Here is a 16,278-nt window from a genome sequence, read left to right on the forward strand (position 1 = left end):
GGCTGTTTTCAACCAAGGGGAATGCAATGCGCAAGATGTTGAGTTTGACTGCCCTCATCGGCGGCCTCGTTGCGGCATCGACCGCACAGGCCGACATGACGATCGGCTTCGTGACGTCGCTCAGCGGGCCCGGCTCCTCAATCGGCATCCCATACGGGCGCGGCATCCAGGCTGCCATGGAGTACAAGAACGAGGTCAACGGCGAGAAGATCAAGCTGATCCAGCTCGACGACGGCTCCGATCCTTCCGCTGCAACCCGCAACGCGCGCAAGCTGATCGAGGAAGAGAAGGTCGACCTCCTGATCGGCACCGCAACCGCTCCATCGACCATCGCCATGATGGCAGTTGCGACCGAACTGAAGGTGCCGATGATCGCCGTCTCTCCGGTGATAGGACAGCCGAATCCGGCAGACCAATGGGGTATTTCCGTTCCGCAACCCGCTTCGCTGCTGGTCAAGGTCGTCGCCGATCGCATGAAGCGCGACGCGATGAAGAACATCGGCTATATCGGCTTTTCCGATGCCTGGGGCGATCTTGTCTACAACGGCGCCAAGGCGGTGGAAGCCGACGAAGGCATCAAGGTGCTGACCAACGAGCGCTATGCGCGCGTCGATACGTCGGTCACCGGCCAGATCCTTAAAGTTCTTGCCGTGCGTCCGGATGCCGTGCTGATCGGCGGATCGGGCACGCAGGGCGCGCTGCCGCTGCTCGCGCTCGGGGAACGTGGCTTCAAAGGCAAGACCTACGGCACGGTCGCGCTGGTCAATCCCGATTTCGTGCGCGTCGGCGGCAAGGCTGCGGAAGGCATTCAGGTCTCGGCCGGTCCGGTCATCGTGGCCGAGCAGCTTCCGGACAGCCATTTCGCCAAGAAGCTCGCGCTCGAATTCCGCGCCGCCTACCAGAAGGCCAACAATCTCCCGAGCACGGACGGCTTCTCGGCCTATTCGTTCGACGGCTGGATGATCTTCACGTCAGCCGCGGCGCGCGCGCTGAAGACCGCTAAACCCGGCACCGTCGAATTCCGCAAAGCCCTGCGCGACGAGATCCTCAACACCAAGGAGCTCTCGGGCGTGCACGCGGTCTACAACTTCAAGCCCGGTGCCTATCACGGCGTGGACGAGCGCGCGCTGGTGATCGTTCGCCTGGTCAACGGCGCCTGGACCTACCAGCCCTGAGCGATGCCGATGCGTGACACGGAAGGACGATTGAGGGCATGACGGCAGACATCGCAGCGATCCTTGCGATCGACGGAATAGCCACCGGGGCGGTCTACGCCCTGGTGGCGATCGGAACCGTGCTGATCTTCACCGTGACGCGGGTGATCTTCATTCCGTTCGGCGACATCGCAGCTTTCACGGCGCTGACGCTGGCCGCATTGGATGCCAAGCAGCTTCCCGGAACAGTCGGATTGGTTGTCGTGTTGGCGTGCATGGCCTGCGCGATGGAAGTCGTCTCGCTGGCGCGCGCCGGCGAGCTTCGCACGGTGCCAAAGGCCGTCCTCTTCTATCTCGTGTTACCCCTGATCGTCGTCGGGACCGTCTGGCTGACAATGCGCTTTGCTCCGCCGATGCCGGTCCGGATCGTGCTGGCGCTGCTCTTGATCCTGCCGATCTCGCCGCTCTTGGACCGGATCGTGTTTCGCCCGATCGCGGATGCCTCTGTTCTCCTTTTGCTGACCGTCTCGGTCGCGCTCCACTTCGCGCTGGTCGGACTTGGCCTGCTGTTCTTCGGCCCCGAAGGCGTCCGGACCGAGCCGCTGACGTCGATGGCGATGGAGATCGCTGGCGTGCACGTCTCCGGACAGACAGTGCTGATCCTCACGGCCGCGCTGGTGTTCAGCGGCCTGCTGTTTCTGTTCTTCGACTTCACGCTGATCGGCAAGGCGCTGCGCGCGACCGCCCTGAACCGGACCGGCGCCCGGCTGATGGGCATTAGACCCGCGCGTGCCGGGACCATCGCTTACCTGCTGGGATCACTGATGGCGGGCGTCTCCGGCATCCTCATCGCGCCGGTCAACACGATCTTCTATGACTCCGGATTCCTGCTCGGCCTGAAGGCCTTTGTCGGCGCCATCGTGGGCGGCATGACGAGCTATCCGGGGGCTGCGCTCGGCGCGTTCGGCGTCGGCCTTCTCGAAAGCTTCGCCTCGTTCCAGAGCAGCACCCTGAAGGACGTCATCGTCTTCTCGTTACTGATTCCAGTTCTGCTCTGGCGCTCGCTCGCCTCGCAACATTCCGAGGAGGAAGTCGAGGAATGACGCCGCAGCAGATTCGTCTCATCATTGCCGCGGCGATCGCCTGCCTCGTGGCGGCACCCTTTGTGCTCAATCCGTTCAGCATCACCTTGCTGAACTATATCGGCATCTACTCGCTTGCAGCCATCGGCTTGGCGCTATTGACCGGCGTCGGCGGCATCGTCTCGTTCGGGCAGGCCGCTTTCGTCGGCGTCGCTGCTTATGCGACGGCATGGGTCACAGCGCTGAACGGCTATTCGCCCTGGCTCGGACTGGTGCTGGCTGTCATTCTGACCTGCAGCATCGCGGCAATCCTGGGCTTCGTGACGCTGCGCCTGGGCGGCCACTTCCTGTCGCTCAGCACTGTCGCGTGGGGGCTGGCGATCGCGTTCCTGTTCGGCAACATCCAGGGGCTCGGCCAACATAATGGCATCTCGGGCATTCCGCCGATCTCGATCGGCCCGTTCGCGCTGGTGGAGAGCCGGCAGATCTATTTCTTGATCTGGGCGATCGTCGTCGCAGTCCTTCTCCTCTGCTACAACCTTCTCGACTCCCGCATAGGCCGCGCGATGCGCGCGCTGCGCGGCGGTAATACGCTGGTCGAAAGCCTCGGCATTAGCGCCTTCCAGATCAAGCTGGCGACATTCGTGATCGCCGCGTTCCTCGGCGCGCTGTCCGGCTGGCTTTATGCCCATCTCGGCCGTTTCGTCAGTCCTGGACCGTTCGAAGCCATCATGGGCATTGAATATCTGATGATGGCGATGGTCGGCGGCGCCGGCAGCATTCTTGGCGGTGTGGTTGGTGCTGCGATCGTCACGCTCCTGAAGAATGCCGTGCAAGACTACCTGCCGCTGATTGCGAAGGGCGCCTCTGGCCAGCTCGAGATCGTGGCGTTCTCCGCGCTGTTCATCCTGTTCCTGCAGCGGGCCCGGCAAGGCATCGTGCCTTTCCTCGCGGGTTTTCTGCCGGAACTAAAGCAGTCCCGTCCGCAACCGGCTAGCCCACTGCCGCGCCGCGAGCAGCCAGCGCCCGGCACGCTTCTTCTTAAAGTGAGCGGCGCGCAGCGGCGGTTTGGCGGCCTCGTCGCCGTCAACAATGTCAGCTTCGAAGTGAGGTCCGGCGAGATCCTCGGGCTGATCGGGCCGAATGGCGCCGGCAAGACCACGATGTTCAACCTGCTCACGGGGGCGCTGCGCGCGAATAGCGGCGAGATCGCGTTTGCTGGACGCTCCATCACCCACGACCAGCAATTTCACATCGCTCGCTCCGGCATCTCCCGCACCTTCCAGCACGTCAAGCTGCGTCCGCGCATGACGCTGCTCGACAACGTGCTGCTCGGCACCTATGCGCGCACCAGGACCGGCCTGCTCGCTGGCGCGCTCCGCCTCAATCAGGCGGAAGAGGCCAGCGCACGCTACGAGGCGTTGCAGCAGCTCGAACGCGTCGGGCTCGGCGACAAGCCGTTCGAGCTAGCCGGCAACTTGCCGCTCGGAAATCAGCGCGTGCTCGAGATCGCCCGCGCGCTCGCAGCCGACCCGACACTGCTCGTTCTCGACGAGCCGGCGGCCGGCCTACGCCGCCAGGAAAAGCTAAAATTGGCCGAACTGCTGCGGTCGCTTCGCGCCGACCATCTGACGATGCTCCTCGTCGAGCACGACATGGAGTTCGTGATGTCGCTGGTCGACCGCATCGTCGTGCTCGATTTCGGCTCCAAACTCTGCGAAGGCGAACCGGCGGCGATACGCAGTGACGCCCGCGTCCAGGAAGCCTATCTTGGAGGTGTCGCGTGACACAGATGTTCTCGATCGAGAATGTGTCGGTCGCCTACGGCAAAGTGGAGGCGGTGCGGAACGTCTCGCTTTCCGTCGAGCAAGGGCAGATCGTGACCGTGATCGGCCCGAACGGCGCCGGCAAAACGACGCTGCTGATGGCCGCCATCGGTCTGCTGAAGTCCACCGGACGAATGGTCTTTCAAGGCCACGATCTTGCGCGGATCGATGTCGAAGGACGTGTCGAACGTGGTCTCTGCCTAGTTCCCGAGAAACGCGAGCTGTTCGCCGATCTGTCGGTCGCCGACAATCTGTTGCTCGGCACCTACAGCCTGCGCGATCGCTCGACGACGCGCAAAAGCCTCGACGATGTGTTCGACCGCTTTCCGCGGCTGAAGGAGCGCAGCAAGCAAGCCGCCGGCACGCTCTCGGGCGGCGAGCGGCAAATGCTGGCGCTGGGCCGTGCGCTGATGGCGAAGCCGAAGCTCCTGGTGCTCGACGAACCCAGCCTCGGCCTTGCGCCGCTCATCGTCCGGGAAATCTTCCGCACCATCGCCTCGCTGCGGAGCCTCGGCGTGTCGGTCCTGCTCGTCGAGCAGAACGCCCGCGCAGCGCTTGAGACCGCGGATTACGGCTATGTGCTGGAAACCGGCGAGATCATCCAATCCGGGCCGGCGGATACTCTGATTCACGACCCGAAGCTGATCGCGGCCTATCTCGGCGGCCACTGAAGCGATGGCGCGTAGCGCTCGCTTCAGGCGACGGGTTCGCGCGCCAGTCCCATGGCCCGCAGCGCCGAAGCAAAGGCCGCCAGCCGCTGCTCGCGATAGGCGGCTTGGTCAACGCCTTTGTAGTTCATGAATCCTTGCCCGGTCTTCATGCCGATGCGGCCCTCGCGCATATTGGTCTCGATAATCGCCGGTGCCGCATAACGGCTGTCGCCGAGCGCCTCGACCAGATAGCGGCTCGCATGATGCAGGATGTCGCCGCCGCCCCAATCGATGAACTCCAGCAGGCCCAGCACCGCGAAGCGGAATCCAAAACCGTAGATTACGGCCTTGTCGATATCTTCCGCGGAGGCGACGCCCTCCTCCACCATCCGGGCAGCTTCATTCATTGCCAGCGCCTGGATTCGCGGAACGATGAAGCCCGGCCGCGCCGCGCAGACCACCGGCACCTTGCCGATGCCTTCGAGCAGCGCTTTCATCCGCGCTGTCGTCTCCGGCGCGGTGAGCCGTCCAGGAGACAGTTCGATCAGCGGCACGAGGTAGGCGGGATTGAGCCAGTGCGCATTGAGGAAGCGGCCGGGATGTTCGATCGATCCGGCGAGGTCGTCGACCAGGATCGTCGAGGTGGTCGAGGCGATGATCGGACCCTCGCCCGCCAGCCGCGAGGCTTCCGCCAGCGCCGCCTGCTTCAACTCAAGGATCTCCGGCATCCCCTCGAAAATGACGTCGCAGCGCGGCAACGTCGCAGCCGCCTCCTGCCGAGATACGATTGTGATCCGTTCGGCAATCGTTGGCACAAGCTCAGGCGGGAGCAGATCAATGCGCGAGAGGATCTCAAGCGCCGAACGGATTTCGGCCTTGGCTTCGGCCGCTAGCGTCTCGAAGGCCGACGCCTCCCGTTCCTTGAAATCGATGACGATAACCTGATGACCGGCGAAAGCGAACACGACGGCGATGCCGCGGCCCATTCGTCCAGCGCCGAGGCATCCGATAACCGGTTTCATCGGAAGCCCTCGGCGAGATGATCTTGCAACGCGGCCCGGTCGAGATCGCCGAGGCCGAGCGAGGACAGGCTCCGGCCCGTCACCGCGAAATCCTCACCGGTAATGGCGGAACCGATCGCGAGGAACGCCTTTGACCAGCGCCGTGTGCACGCCTGCAAGACCAGCGACCGATGCGAGGAACGACAGGCCGAGACGCAGATCCTCCAGCATGTAGCGGTGCTCGACAAGAATGAGTCGTTCGGACCAATCGCCGGAATCAGTGAGCTGCTCGTGCGCGTCGCGCGCATACATCCAGGGCTCACCATGCCGTGAATAGTGATCGGCCAGGGGAAAATGCGGCTTTCCATAACCAAGCGCCTCGCGAATGGCGATGCGCTCGGCATCGAGCGCGTCCGTGACGCGGCGTATGGCCGGCTGCGTTCCTTCCTTGTGAATATCCCATTTGTCGAAATGTTCGATCGGACCGGCGTTCATGGTGATCAGCGGCGGATGAATGATCGGGCCGGCATTCATCAGCGCCGCCGAGAGCGCATCGCCGCACGGTTCGATGGCATTCGGAAACGCGCGCTCGATCACATCAAGCGCGTGCGGGGCAAGGCGCTGCGGAAACACACCGGTTGGCAATCGAGCGCCCCTGCCCGAGATGCGGACCGCATAAGGGCCGTGCTTGCGCGCCAGCCACGGCAAGGTCCCGGTCTCCGCCGTTGCAATCTCCGCGCGGTTGCCCGCATCGCGGGCGGCACGGGCGAAGATGTAGGAGCCAAATGTGCCGGGCGGCAGGAACACGACCTGGCCGTCGCGCAAATGCGGTGCGGCCAGATTCGCGATCGCCGGTTGCGCAAAAGCCGGTGCCGGACAAAGGATGAGATCGGCAGCGTCGATCGCTTCCGCGATCGAAGACGTAATCACAGCCAGCCGGATTTCACGGCGGCCCGATCGATCGATGACCGTGATCGTACCGCCCTGCGCACGGTGTGCGTCGACATCTCCGGGATTCCGTCGCCACAGCCGGATTTCGTGACCGGCCAACGCGAGGTCGCCGGCAGCCGCGAACGAACCGTTTCCTCCACCCAACACTGCGATCTTCAAGATGTCCTCCGCTTCGTCGCCACGCGTATCGGCAATCCTGTCACGCAGGCTCTGCCTTGACGTTCTTTTCCTGCCACGTCGCCCAGCTCGGCCGATCGATCTGAAACAAGTCGGTGGAGCGCGCATACCAGCCGCTGCCGTGCATGCGCGCGATCAGTCGCAGCGCCTGCGTGTCGATGTGGCAGCGCTCCTTATCCAGAATTAACGCATCGTCGATATGGGCGCGAACGATACGACCGATCACGGCCGTTTGTCGCGGCCCTGTCACCAGCGACGTGAGTACCCGGCACTCGAATGACACCGGCGATTCCGCGATGCGCGGCGGGCGCACCGCCTGCGAGGCCGCCGGGGTCAGTCCGGCCAGCGCCAGTTCATCGATCTCGGGCGGCGCATCGATGCAGGTAATGTTCATGGCCTCGGCGTTGCGCTCGGCGACGAGATTGACGACGAATTCTCCGGTATCGAGGATATTCGCCGCCGTGTCCTTGAATCGCTGCGAGCCTGCCAGCAACCCGATCGCGACGGTCGGCGGCTCGTGGCCCATCACATTGAAGAAGCTGAACGGCGCGGCATTGATCACGCCGCTCGCGGAGAGCGTGGTGATCCAGGCGATCGGCCGCGGCGTCACCGTGGCCGTCAATATTTTGTAACGGTTCTGCGCTTCCAGCGCCTCCATATCGAAGATCATGCCAGCCTCTCAGATCGCGACCACCGGATGACGCAGCCGGCCGATGCCCGTTACTTCGGCTTCCACCACATCGCCAGGCCACAGCCATTCCTGCGGAGAGCGGCCGGCGCCGACGCCCTCGGGCGTGCCCGTCGCGATGATGTCTCCCGGCTCCAACGTCATCGCGGCCGAAATGTCGGCGATCAGGAGCGGCACCTTGAACAGCATGTGGCGGGTGTTGGATCGCTGCTTCTCGACGCCGTTCACCGTCAGCCAGAGATCGAGTGCATGCGGATCGGTGATTTCGTCCGCCGTGACGATGCACGGCCCGAACGGCGCATAGGTGTCCTGCCCCTTGGAGTAGATCCACTGGTCGGCGCGGCGATTGTCGCGGGCGCTGACGTCGATCATCACGCTGTAGCCGAACACGAAGCCGAGCGCTTCGGCTTCCGACACGCGCCGCGCGGTTCGCCCCATCACAACCGCAAGCTCGACTTCCCAGTCGAGTTGCTGCGTGATCGCCTTGTTGTGCTGAATCGCTTCGTCCGGCCCGATGACGCTGGTCGGCGGCTTCGAAAAGATGATCGGCTGCTTGGGCAGGTCCTTGGCGGTGTCGAGGGCGCGCGAGGATTCCGCGACGTGCTCGACGTAATTGAGACCGATGCCGAAAATGTTTTTTCGGGGACGCGGTATCGGCGCCAGCAGCCGGACATTTGCAAGCGGAAATGCAGCGCCGACCGGCCAGTTATCCCCGCCTTCGTTCAGTATGTTCTTGAGCGCCGCCAAAGCGGGCGGCCCCAAATCGATGAAATCGAGCATCGACGACGGAAGGCAGACGCCGGCATCCTGGCCAGCCTTGGCGACATCCAGGACGAGATCGTCAACGACGGCGCCGAGACGGGCGGCAGCCTCAACATTGCCGCGATAGGTAACAAGACGCACGATGCTCTCCTATAGCGTTTTCAAGCGAACTGGATACCGGTTCGCGTGAAGAAAACGCGTCAAACAGAAGTCTAGAGCTTCGGTTCTGATCAGAACCGAAGCTCTAGGATACGAGCGGCTGGCGGCCGCCATTGTCGCCAAAAGCTTCCTCGCGATAGAGCCCGAGCGCGTGCATGACCGGCAGGTCGTTGAAGGTGAAGAGGCAGGCGTCCTCACTGGTGGAGGCGTTCACATGTTCATGCCAGGCCCAGGACGGAACGCAGAAGATGTCCCGCTCCTTCCAGTCGAAGCGCTTGCCGTCGATGATCGAGTGGCCGCGGCCCTTCGCGACCTGATAGATGAAGCTGCCGGTGTGACGATGCGCGCGCGTGCTTTCGCCCGGCCGCAGCATCTGCATCGACGCGCCGATGGTCTGCATCACCGGACCGCCGGTCACCGGGTTGACGTAGTTCATGAGAACGCCGTCATATGGCGAGCCGTCGGTGGCTTTGGCGTAACGCTGCAGCGCCTCGTAGGTCGGACCCCACTCATATTTCAGTAGCGGCGAATATCCCTTGGACCATTCGGCGCCCGCCGGGCGCAGGCCGGGATTGCCCCAGGTGTGCGTCATGTCGTCGACGGGATAACCGACGCTCTGTTGCAGGTCGGGGTGAACCACATAGAAGTTGGCTTCGAGCGTGTTGACGAGGGGAATGTCGAGGCCGTCCTGCCAGATGCATGGCGTGCCGTCGCTGGAGACGCCATGCTCGTGCCAGGTGCCGTTCGGCGTCAGCACAAAGTCGTTGGTACCGAGCGTCATCTTGTGACCATCGACGATGGTATAGGCGCCCTCGCCTTCCATAATGAAGCGGAGCGCGGAGGCCGAGTGGGCGTGGGCGGATGCGACCTCGCCCGGATGCATCACCTGCAGGCCGGAATAGAGCCAGCCCACCGCGGCGGCGTGCTCGCGACGTCCGGGATTGTTCAGATAGATGACGCGGCGCCCGGCCTTTTCGGGTGACACCAGCTCAACGGAACGCAGCACGTGCGCGCGGAGGTCCTCATAGCGCCACAGCACCGGAACGGAGGACGATTTGGGCTGCCACGGCTCGATCTTGTTGGCGACCGTCCAGAGTGCGCCCGTCTCCAGGCGTTCGAGTTCGTCATAATAGGCGAGCAATTCAGGGGTGTCTTCGACATTGGCCCGCCCCGCCACATCTTCCCGATGGTTTTCACGCGCTTTCGTTGCCATGTCGCCCTCCTGTGAGTTGGCGCCGCTTCCGGCGTCGCGGTGTCAATCATCTAATCAGGTGTCATTGCAATCGCCTGGATTTCTACCTTGGCACGATCCTCGACCAACCCCGATACCTGCAGCGCGGTCATGGCCGGAAAGTGCCGGCCCATGACACCGCGATAGGCTACGCCGATTTCCTTCAGGCGCGCCGAATACTCCTTGCGATCGAGCAGGAACCAGGTCATCGACACCACGTGCCCGGGCGTAGCACCACCGGCGCGCAAGACCGCATCGATGTTCTTCAGGGTCTGGCCGATCTGATCCACCAGATCATCGGACTCGAACTTGCAGTGCTCGTTCCAGCCGATCTGGCCGGCGACGAAGATCATCCTGCCGCGAGCGGCGATGCCGTTCGCGTACCCCCTCGGCTTGGCCCAACCGGGTGGTTGCAAGACTTCGAACATTTCATACTCCCGTAGCGCAGGACGCGACTGAACGGCCGTTCAGCTAGACCGCCTTCAGGACGTCGCGTCCGATGATGAGTTTCTGGACTTCGGTCGCGCCTTCATAGATGCGCAACGCACGTATCTCGCGATAGAGCTGCTCAACAACTTCGCCCGAGCGCACGCCGCGGCCGCCGAACATCTGTACGGCGCGGTCGATCACCGCTTGCGCGGTTTCGGTCGCGACCATTTTGGCCATTGCCGCTTCACGGGTCGTGGAAGCCTTCTGCACGTCGCGCCGCCATGCCGCGCGGTAGGTGAGAAGCGCGCTGGCATCGACGCCTGCGGCCATGTCGCCTAGGGCTGCCTGCGTCAACTGCTGGTCGCCCAGCACGCCACCGAACATCCTCCGTGACAGTGCATGCGCCACCGCCTCATCCAGCGCGCGGCGGGCAAAACCCAGCGCGGCGGCCGCGACCGATGCGCGGAAGATATCGAGAGTGCGCATCGCAATCTTGAAACCTTCGCCCGGCGAACCCAACAGCCGCACCGCCGGTATCCGGCAGCCCTCGAAACGCAACGTCGCCAGCGGGTGCGGCGCCATCACATCGATGCGATCGGCAATCGAAAAACCCGGATCGTCCGGCAGCACCACGAAGGCCGAAATGCCACGCGCGCCCGGCGCCTCGCCGGTTCGCGCAAACAGCGTATAGACGTCGGCAATGCCGCCGTTGGAGATCCAGGTCTTCTCGCCATCCAGAATATAGTGGTCGCCTTCGCGGCGGGCGCTGCAGCTCATGGCTGCGACGTCGGAACCGGCCTCCTTCTCCGACAAGGCAAAGGCGGCAATCCATTCGCCACGCCGCGCCTTCGGCAGCACCAGCGCGCGCAATTCGGGCGACCCGGCAATCGCCACCGCACCGGTCCCTAGTCCCTGCATCGCAAATGCGAAATCGGCGAGCCCGCTGTGCCAGGCAAGCGTTTCGCGGGCGAGACAGATCAGCCGCGAGTCGATCACTGCATCGGACTGATCGCCTGCGACCGATGCTTCCAGCAATCCGGCCGCACCAAGCTGGCGTACCAGCGAACGGCAGGTTTCGTCGACGTCATGGCCATGCGTGTCGCCAAGGTCGGCTGCAAATGCGTCGAGCGCGTCGGCGTATTCGCTGTGGCGGGAATCGAAGAACGGCCACGCGAGGTGTTCGCGCGACGGCCCGCGTAATGGCGAAACCGGAGTCATGTCAGTCTCCCGCAAAGGCCGGTTTTGCGCGCGCCCGCCAAGTGCAACGCGCGCCTCAATAATGTTTCATGGCTAAAATATCCTGTCAAGCGAACCGGCCGCCGATCGGAAGCCCGGCGCGTGTGCACGAAGCCTATGAAACAGGCTAGAAAACGCGCTCAAATGCGCGTGAAGCGTTTTGCGGCCTCAGAACTCGCGGGTCCGATTGACATCATTTTTGTTTGATGTCTAAAATTATATTAGGTCATCCGGAGTTCCGGGCGAGCCCTCAGGAGGCGAGCATGGCAGAACGCTCTTTCGCGCGCGAGGTGGAAGACCTGAAGCTCGGCGGCGGCCAGGAATTTCGCGGCGAAGGCATCCTCGCCATTACCAAGGCGCTGCTGGAATGCGGCGTCAGCTATGTCGCCGGTTACCAGGGCGCGCCGATCTCGCATCTGATGGACGTGCTGTCGGACGCGCAGGACATTCTTTCCGACCTCGGTGTGCATTTCGAATCCAGCGCCAGCGAGGCCACCGCCGCGGCAACGCTGGCTGCCTCCGTGATGTATCCGGTGCGTGGCGCGGTCACCTTCAAGGCGCCGGTCGGCATCAACGTCGCGTCTGACGCGCTCGCCAACCTCTCCTCGGGCGGTGTGACCGGCGGCGCGCTGATCATCATCGGCGAGGATTACGGCGAAGGCTCCTCCATCATGCAGGAGCGTTCGCATGCGTTCGCGATGAAGTCGCAGCTCTGGCTGGTCGATCCGCGACCGAACGTGGCCTCCATCGTCAAGGCCGTGCACGATTCCTTCGAGCTGTCGGAGGCGTCGAATACGCCTGTCATGCTGGAGGTACGGATACGCGCTTGCCATGTGCATGGCCGCTTCGCCACCCGCGACAACGTCCGTCCCGCCTTTCCGCTGTCCCGCGCGCTGGATCAGCCGTCGCGCGACACCAACCGTATCGTGCTGCCGCCGGCCTCGTTCCTGCACGAGAAGCAGAAGGTCGAGCATCGCTGGCCCGCCGCGGTCGAATTCATCCACGCCCGCGGCATGAACGAGACCTTCGACGGCGACATCGACGATATCGGCATCATCATGCAGGGCGGCATGTACAACGGCGTCATCACCGCGCTGCGCGAGGCCGGGCTTGCCGATATCTGGGGCGAGACGCGCGTGCCGCTCTACGTGATGAACGTGACCTACCCGATCGTCGACCGCGAGGTGATCGACTTCTGCCACGGCAAGAAAGCGGTGCTGATGGTCGAGGAAGGACAGCCCGAGTTCATCGAGCAGGCGTTGCACAAGATTCTGCGCAACGCGGACATCCCGGCCAAGCTGCACGGCAAGGACCTGTTCCCGATGGCCGGCGAATATACATCACAAGTCATGGGCGAAGCGATCGGCGCTTTCATCCGCCGCTGGCGCCCGGATGCCTTGTCGGATGCCGCGCGCGCGCCGAACATCGACCGCACTGAGGTCGATGAGAAAATCCGCGTGCTCGCCGACGTGGTGCCGCCGCGCCCGCCCGGCTTCTGCACCGGCTGTCCCGAGCGGCCGATTTTTTCCGCAATGAAACTGGTTGAGAAGGAACTCGGACCTCATCACATCGCCGCCGATATCGGCTGCCACTTATTCTCGATCCTGCCGCCGTTCAATATCGGCGCCACCACGATGGGATACGGACTAGGCCCGGCCTCCGCCTCCGCCTTCAATGTGCCTGCGGGCAAGCGGCCGATCTCGATGATGGGCGACGGCGGCTTCTGGCACAACGGGTTGACCAGCGGCGTCGGCAATGCCGTCTTCAACCAGCACGATGGCGTGATCGTCGTGGTCGACAATTACTATTCCGCCGCGACCGGCGGCCAGGATATCCCCTCCTCGCGCGCCGACAACCGTTCGCGTTCGACCAAGCACCCGATCGTCGAGGCGGTGAAGGGCGTCGGCGCCAAATGGGTGCGCCAGATCGACCGCACTTACGATGTCACGCGCATGCGCGACACGCTGCGCGAGGCGCTGACGACGGAGGAGAAGGGCCCAAAGATCATCGTCGCTTCGTCGGAGTGCATGCTGAACAAGCAGCGCCGCGTGAAACCGCTGGTGGCCGCTGCCGCCAAGCGCGGTGAGCGCATCGTGCGCGAGCGCTTCGGTGTCGATGAGGATGTATGTTCCGGCGACCACGCGTGCATCCGCCTGTCCGGCTGCCCCTCGCTGTCGGTGAAGCCGACCAGCGATCCCCTGAAGGACAATCCAGTCGCCGCTGTCGACGATAGTTGCGTCGGCTGCGGCCATTGCGGCGAGGTCGCGGACGCTGCTGTCTTGTGTCCCTCATTCTATCGCGCCGACATCGTTTCCAATCCGACCCCGTTCGAAATGCGGCTCGATCGCCTCTGGCAACGAATGATCGGCGCTTTGCAGCGCTGGCGCGCCGGACGCCGCGTCACGTTCGAGCAGGAGCCGGCATGAACGTCTCGGTCGCGCCCTCCTCCATCGCGCTTAGTCAGGCTCGCCCGATCACCGTTGCGGTGCTGGCGATGGGTGGTCAGGGCGGCGGCGTGCTGGTGGACTGGATCGTGGCACTGGCCGAGCGGCGCGGCTGGTACGCGCAATCGACATCGGTTCCCGGCGTCGCCCAGCGCACCGGCGCCACGATCTATTACATCGAGATGATCGCGCCCGACACGAGCAAGCCCGACCGCCACCCCGTGCTGTCGCTGATGCCAGCGCCGGGCAAGGTCGACATCGTGATCGGCGCCGAATTGATGGAAGCTGGCCGCGCCATCCTGCGCGGGCTGGTCTCGCCTGATCGCACGCTGTTGATAGGTTCGTCCCACCGCTCATTGGCCGTGATCGAGAAGACCGCGCCCGGCGACGGTACCGCCGACGCGGCGCAGGTCTATGAGGCGGCAAACGTCGCCGCCAACCGCTTTATCGCCTTCGATATGGCTGAAATCGCCGATGCCGCCGGCAGCGTGGTTTCCTCGGTGCTGTTCGGTGCGCTCGCGGGCTCCGGCGCTCTGCCCTTTGCCACCGAGGATTTTGAAGCCACGATCCGGGCAGCGGGGGTCGGTGTCGATGCCAGCCTGCGCGCCTTCACTACCGGCCGCGAACGGGCCGTGGCCATGGTCAAGCAGGATCCCAAGATCAAGCCTGCGGCGAAGCCGCCGCTCGCAAAGCATTTTCCGCGCCTCGAGCCGATCGGCCACACTGGCTATGACGCGCTGATCGCGCGAGCGCGACAGTTGCCGGAAGCGCTGCACGGCATCGTCGCGGCCGGCTTGCAGCGCGTGGTAGATTATCAGGATGTCGCATACGGCAGTGAATATCTCGACCGGCTCGAAGCGATGCCGCGCGAGGCGACCGGCCTGCTGCAGGCTTTTGCAAAGTATCTCGCGGTCGCAATGGCCTATGACGACGTGATTCGCGTGGCCGATCTGAAGACGCGAGCGGGACGATTCGACCGGGTCCGCCGCGAGGTCCGCGCCGGCGACGACCAGGTGGTCGCGATCACCGAGTTCTTCCATCCACGGGTTGAGGAACTGGCCGGACTCCTGCCACCAGTTCTCGGCGAAAAAGTCGAGCGTAGCCAGCGGCTGGCTCGGCTGATCGATCGGGGACGTAAACTGCGCACCACCGCGCCGTCGTCGTTCCTGCTGCTGTACGGGGTGGCCGGACTGCGGCGCTTGCGACGGCGCACGCTGCGGCATGCGCGCGAGATGCGCCATCTCGAGGAGTGGGTGCAGCGCGTCCGGAAGTTCGCCGGGACCGATCCGGCGCTTGCGACCGCCGTGTGTGAGGCTCGCCGTCTCGTCGGCGGCTATTCGGATACGCATTCGCGCGGTGAATCGAAGTTCGACAAGGTCATGCTTGCGTCCGAGCGCCTGGCCGGCCGGCCCGATGCCGCCGAATGGGTACAGCGGCTGACCAAGGTGGCACTGAAGGACGCCGACGGCACTGAGCTCGACGGCGCCTTGCGCACCGTCGAGACACTGTTCGAGGACGCCTGAGGATGGATCAATTCGAAGTCGTGGTGTCGAAGGCCGAGGCACTCACGTCGCGCATCCGCGAATTCGTGCTGACGCGCGTCAACGGTGCGCCGATGCCAGGCTGGTCCGCCGGCGCCCATATCGACGTCCACCTGCCTGATGTCGGCCGTCGCTCCTATTCGCTGATCGAGACGGTTTCGCCGCGCGCGGCCGAACATCCGACCGCCTATCGCATCGCCGTGCTGCAGGAAAGCAAGAGCCACGGCGGTTCCAGCTTTATGCACGGCCTCAAGACCGGCGATCGCCTGACAATCTCGCCGCCGGCAAACAATTTTCCGCTTCGATCTGGCGCGGGCGAAGTCGCACTTGTCGCGGGCGGCATCGGCGTGACGCCGCTGCTCACGATGGCCTGCGAATTGAACGCGGCGAAGCGGCCGTTCTCGTTCTATTATGCCGGCCGCAGCCGCCGCGAACTCGCCTTTCTCGGCGACATCGAGCGGCTGGCTAGCGCCAGCGCGACCATCCACGCCGACGACGAAGCCGGTCGCTTCTTCGACCTTGAGGGCTTGATGAGCCGGCTCGCACCGGACGTGCCGCTCTATCTATGCGGACCGCTTCCGATGATCGAAGCAGCCATCGCGCTGGCCAAGCGGATGAACTGGCCGCAAGGGCGGCTGCATTTCGAAATCTTCACCGCGCCCGAAGAGAAGTCCGGGGACTCCGCTTTCGAGGTCGAGCTCAAGAGCAACGGGCGCGTCTATGAGATTCCCGCCGGCAAGACCATCCTCGACGTGCTGCTCGAGGCCGGCGAAGACCCGATGCATGACTGCAAGCGCGGCGATTGCGGCATCTGCCAGACCACGGTGATCGCAGGTATTCCCGACCATCGCGACTACATCTTGAGCGACAGCGAGAGGGCCTCGAACAAGGTGATGCAGATCTGTATTTCCCGCGCGAAGACCACGCGACTCGTGCTCGACCTGTGA

The 16,278-nt window shown here is 64.0% G+C and carries 13 protein-coding genes and 1 pseudogene; 7 read left to right on the top strand and 7 right to left on the bottom strand.

The window, feature by feature from the left end; translation table 11 throughout:
- Window positions 1–26 precede the first annotated feature (26 nt).
- Genes KJQ96_RS25275 through KJQ96_RS25290 form a run of 4 tightly spaced genes read left to right on the top strand, consistent with a single transcriptional unit; the run spans window position 27 to window position 4,733 of the window.
- Window positions 27–1,175 (top strand): ABC transporter substrate-binding protein, encoded by a 1,149-nt coding sequence (locus KJQ96_RS25275; protein ID WP_213289118.1) that lies wholly within the window; start codon window positions 27–29, stop codon window positions 1,173–1,175.
- Between the two features lie 38 nt (window positions 1,176–1,213).
- The gene (locus KJQ96_RS25280) at window positions 1,214–2,257 is read left to right on the top strand and encodes a branched-chain amino acid ABC transporter permease (RefSeq protein WP_213289119.1); all 1,044 of its coding nucleotides are present in this window, start codon (window positions 1,214–1,216) and stop codon (window positions 2,255–2,257) included.
- Window positions 2,254–4,023: an ATP-binding cassette domain-containing protein gene (locus KJQ96_RS25285; protein ID WP_213289120.1), complete on the top strand. Its 1,770-nt coding sequence runs from the start codon at window positions 2,254–2,256 to the stop codon at window positions 4,021–4,023. The genes KJQ96_RS25280 and KJQ96_RS25285 overlap by 4 nt, the downstream gene beginning before the upstream one ends.
- 5 nt (window positions 4,024–4,028) lie before the next feature.
- Window positions 4,029–4,733, top strand: coding sequence for an ABC transporter ATP-binding protein (locus KJQ96_RS25290; RefSeq protein WP_249734492.1), 705 nt, complete (start codon window positions 4,029–4,031; stop codon window positions 4,731–4,733).
- Window positions 4,734–4,756: 23 nt separating this feature from the next.
- Here KJQ96_RS25290 and KJQ96_RS25295 read toward each other — a convergent pair whose 3' ends face one another.
- From KJQ96_RS25295 to KJQ96_RS25325, 7 genes and pseudogenes are all read right to left on the bottom strand, one after another.
- Window positions 4,757–5,734: a 3-hydroxybutyryl-CoA dehydrogenase gene (locus KJQ96_RS25295; RefSeq protein WP_213289122.1), complete on the bottom strand. Its 978-nt coding sequence runs from the start codon at window positions 5,732–5,734 to the stop codon at window positions 4,757–4,759.
- Window positions 5,731–6,823, bottom strand: a pseudogene (locus tag KJQ96_RS25300) (NAD/NADP octopine/nopaline dehydrogenase family protein). Before KJQ96_RS25300 ends, KJQ96_RS25295 begins: the two are co-directional and overlap by 4 nt.
- A gap of 40 nt (window positions 6,824–6,863) precedes the next feature.
- On the bottom strand, window positions 6,864–7,511 hold the full coding sequence (locus KJQ96_RS25305) for a flavin reductase family protein (RefSeq protein ID WP_213289123.1): 648 nt from the start codon (window positions 7,509–7,511) through the stop codon (window positions 6,864–6,866).
- A 9-nt stretch (window positions 7,512–7,520) separates the two neighbouring features.
- Window positions 7,521–8,432 (bottom strand): fumarylacetoacetate hydrolase family protein, encoded by a 912-nt coding sequence (locus tag KJQ96_RS25310; RefSeq protein ID WP_213289124.1) that lies wholly within the window; start codon window positions 8,430–8,432, stop codon window positions 7,521–7,523.
- A 103-nt stretch (window positions 8,433–8,535) separates the two neighbouring features.
- A complete protein-coding gene (locus KJQ96_RS25315) occupies window positions 8,536–9,663 on the bottom strand; it encodes a cupin domain-containing protein (protein WP_213289125.1) in 1,128 nt (375 codons plus the stop codon).
- A 50-nt stretch (window positions 9,664–9,713) separates the two neighbouring features.
- Window positions 9,714–10,109: a RidA family protein gene (locus KJQ96_RS25320; protein WP_213289126.1), complete on the bottom strand. Its 396-nt coding sequence runs from the start codon at window positions 10,107–10,109 to the stop codon at window positions 9,714–9,716.
- A 43-nt stretch (window positions 10,110–10,152) separates the two neighbouring features.
- Window positions 10,153–11,328 carry an acyl-CoA dehydrogenase family protein gene (locus KJQ96_RS25325; RefSeq protein WP_213289127.1) on the bottom strand — a complete coding sequence of 392 codons (1,176 nt, stop codon included), beginning with the start codon at window positions 11,326–11,328 and terminating at the stop codon, window positions 10,153–10,155.
- Between the two features lie 281 nt (window positions 11,329–11,609).
- Here KJQ96_RS25325 and KJQ96_RS25330 point away from each other — a divergent pair, with 281 nt between their 5' ends.
- Genes KJQ96_RS25330 through KJQ96_RS25340 form a run of 3 tightly spaced genes read left to right on the top strand, consistent with a single transcriptional unit; the run spans window position 11,610 to window position 16,278 of the window.
- A complete protein-coding gene (locus tag KJQ96_RS25330; RefSeq protein ID WP_213289128.1) occupies window positions 11,610–13,772 on the top strand; it encodes an indolepyruvate ferredoxin oxidoreductase subunit alpha in 2,163 nt (720 codons plus the stop codon).
- Entirely contained in the window at window positions 13,769–15,313 is a 1,545-nt protein-coding gene (locus KJQ96_RS25335) for an indolepyruvate oxidoreductase subunit beta family protein (protein ID WP_213289129.1), read from the top strand. The genes KJQ96_RS25330 and KJQ96_RS25335 overlap by 4 nt, the downstream gene beginning before the upstream one ends.
- A 2-nt stretch (window positions 15,314–15,315) precedes the next feature.
- Window positions 15,316–16,278: a PDR/VanB family oxidoreductase gene (locus tag KJQ96_RS25340; RefSeq protein ID WP_213289130.1), complete on the top strand. Its 963-nt coding sequence runs from the start codon at window positions 15,316–15,318 to the stop codon at window positions 16,276–16,278.

The sequence above is a fragment of the Bradyrhizobium sp. sGM-13 genome (genome assembly GCF_018398875.1).
Taxonomy (GTDB): domain Bacteria; phylum Pseudomonadota; class Alphaproteobacteria; order Rhizobiales; family Xanthobacteraceae; genus Bradyrhizobium.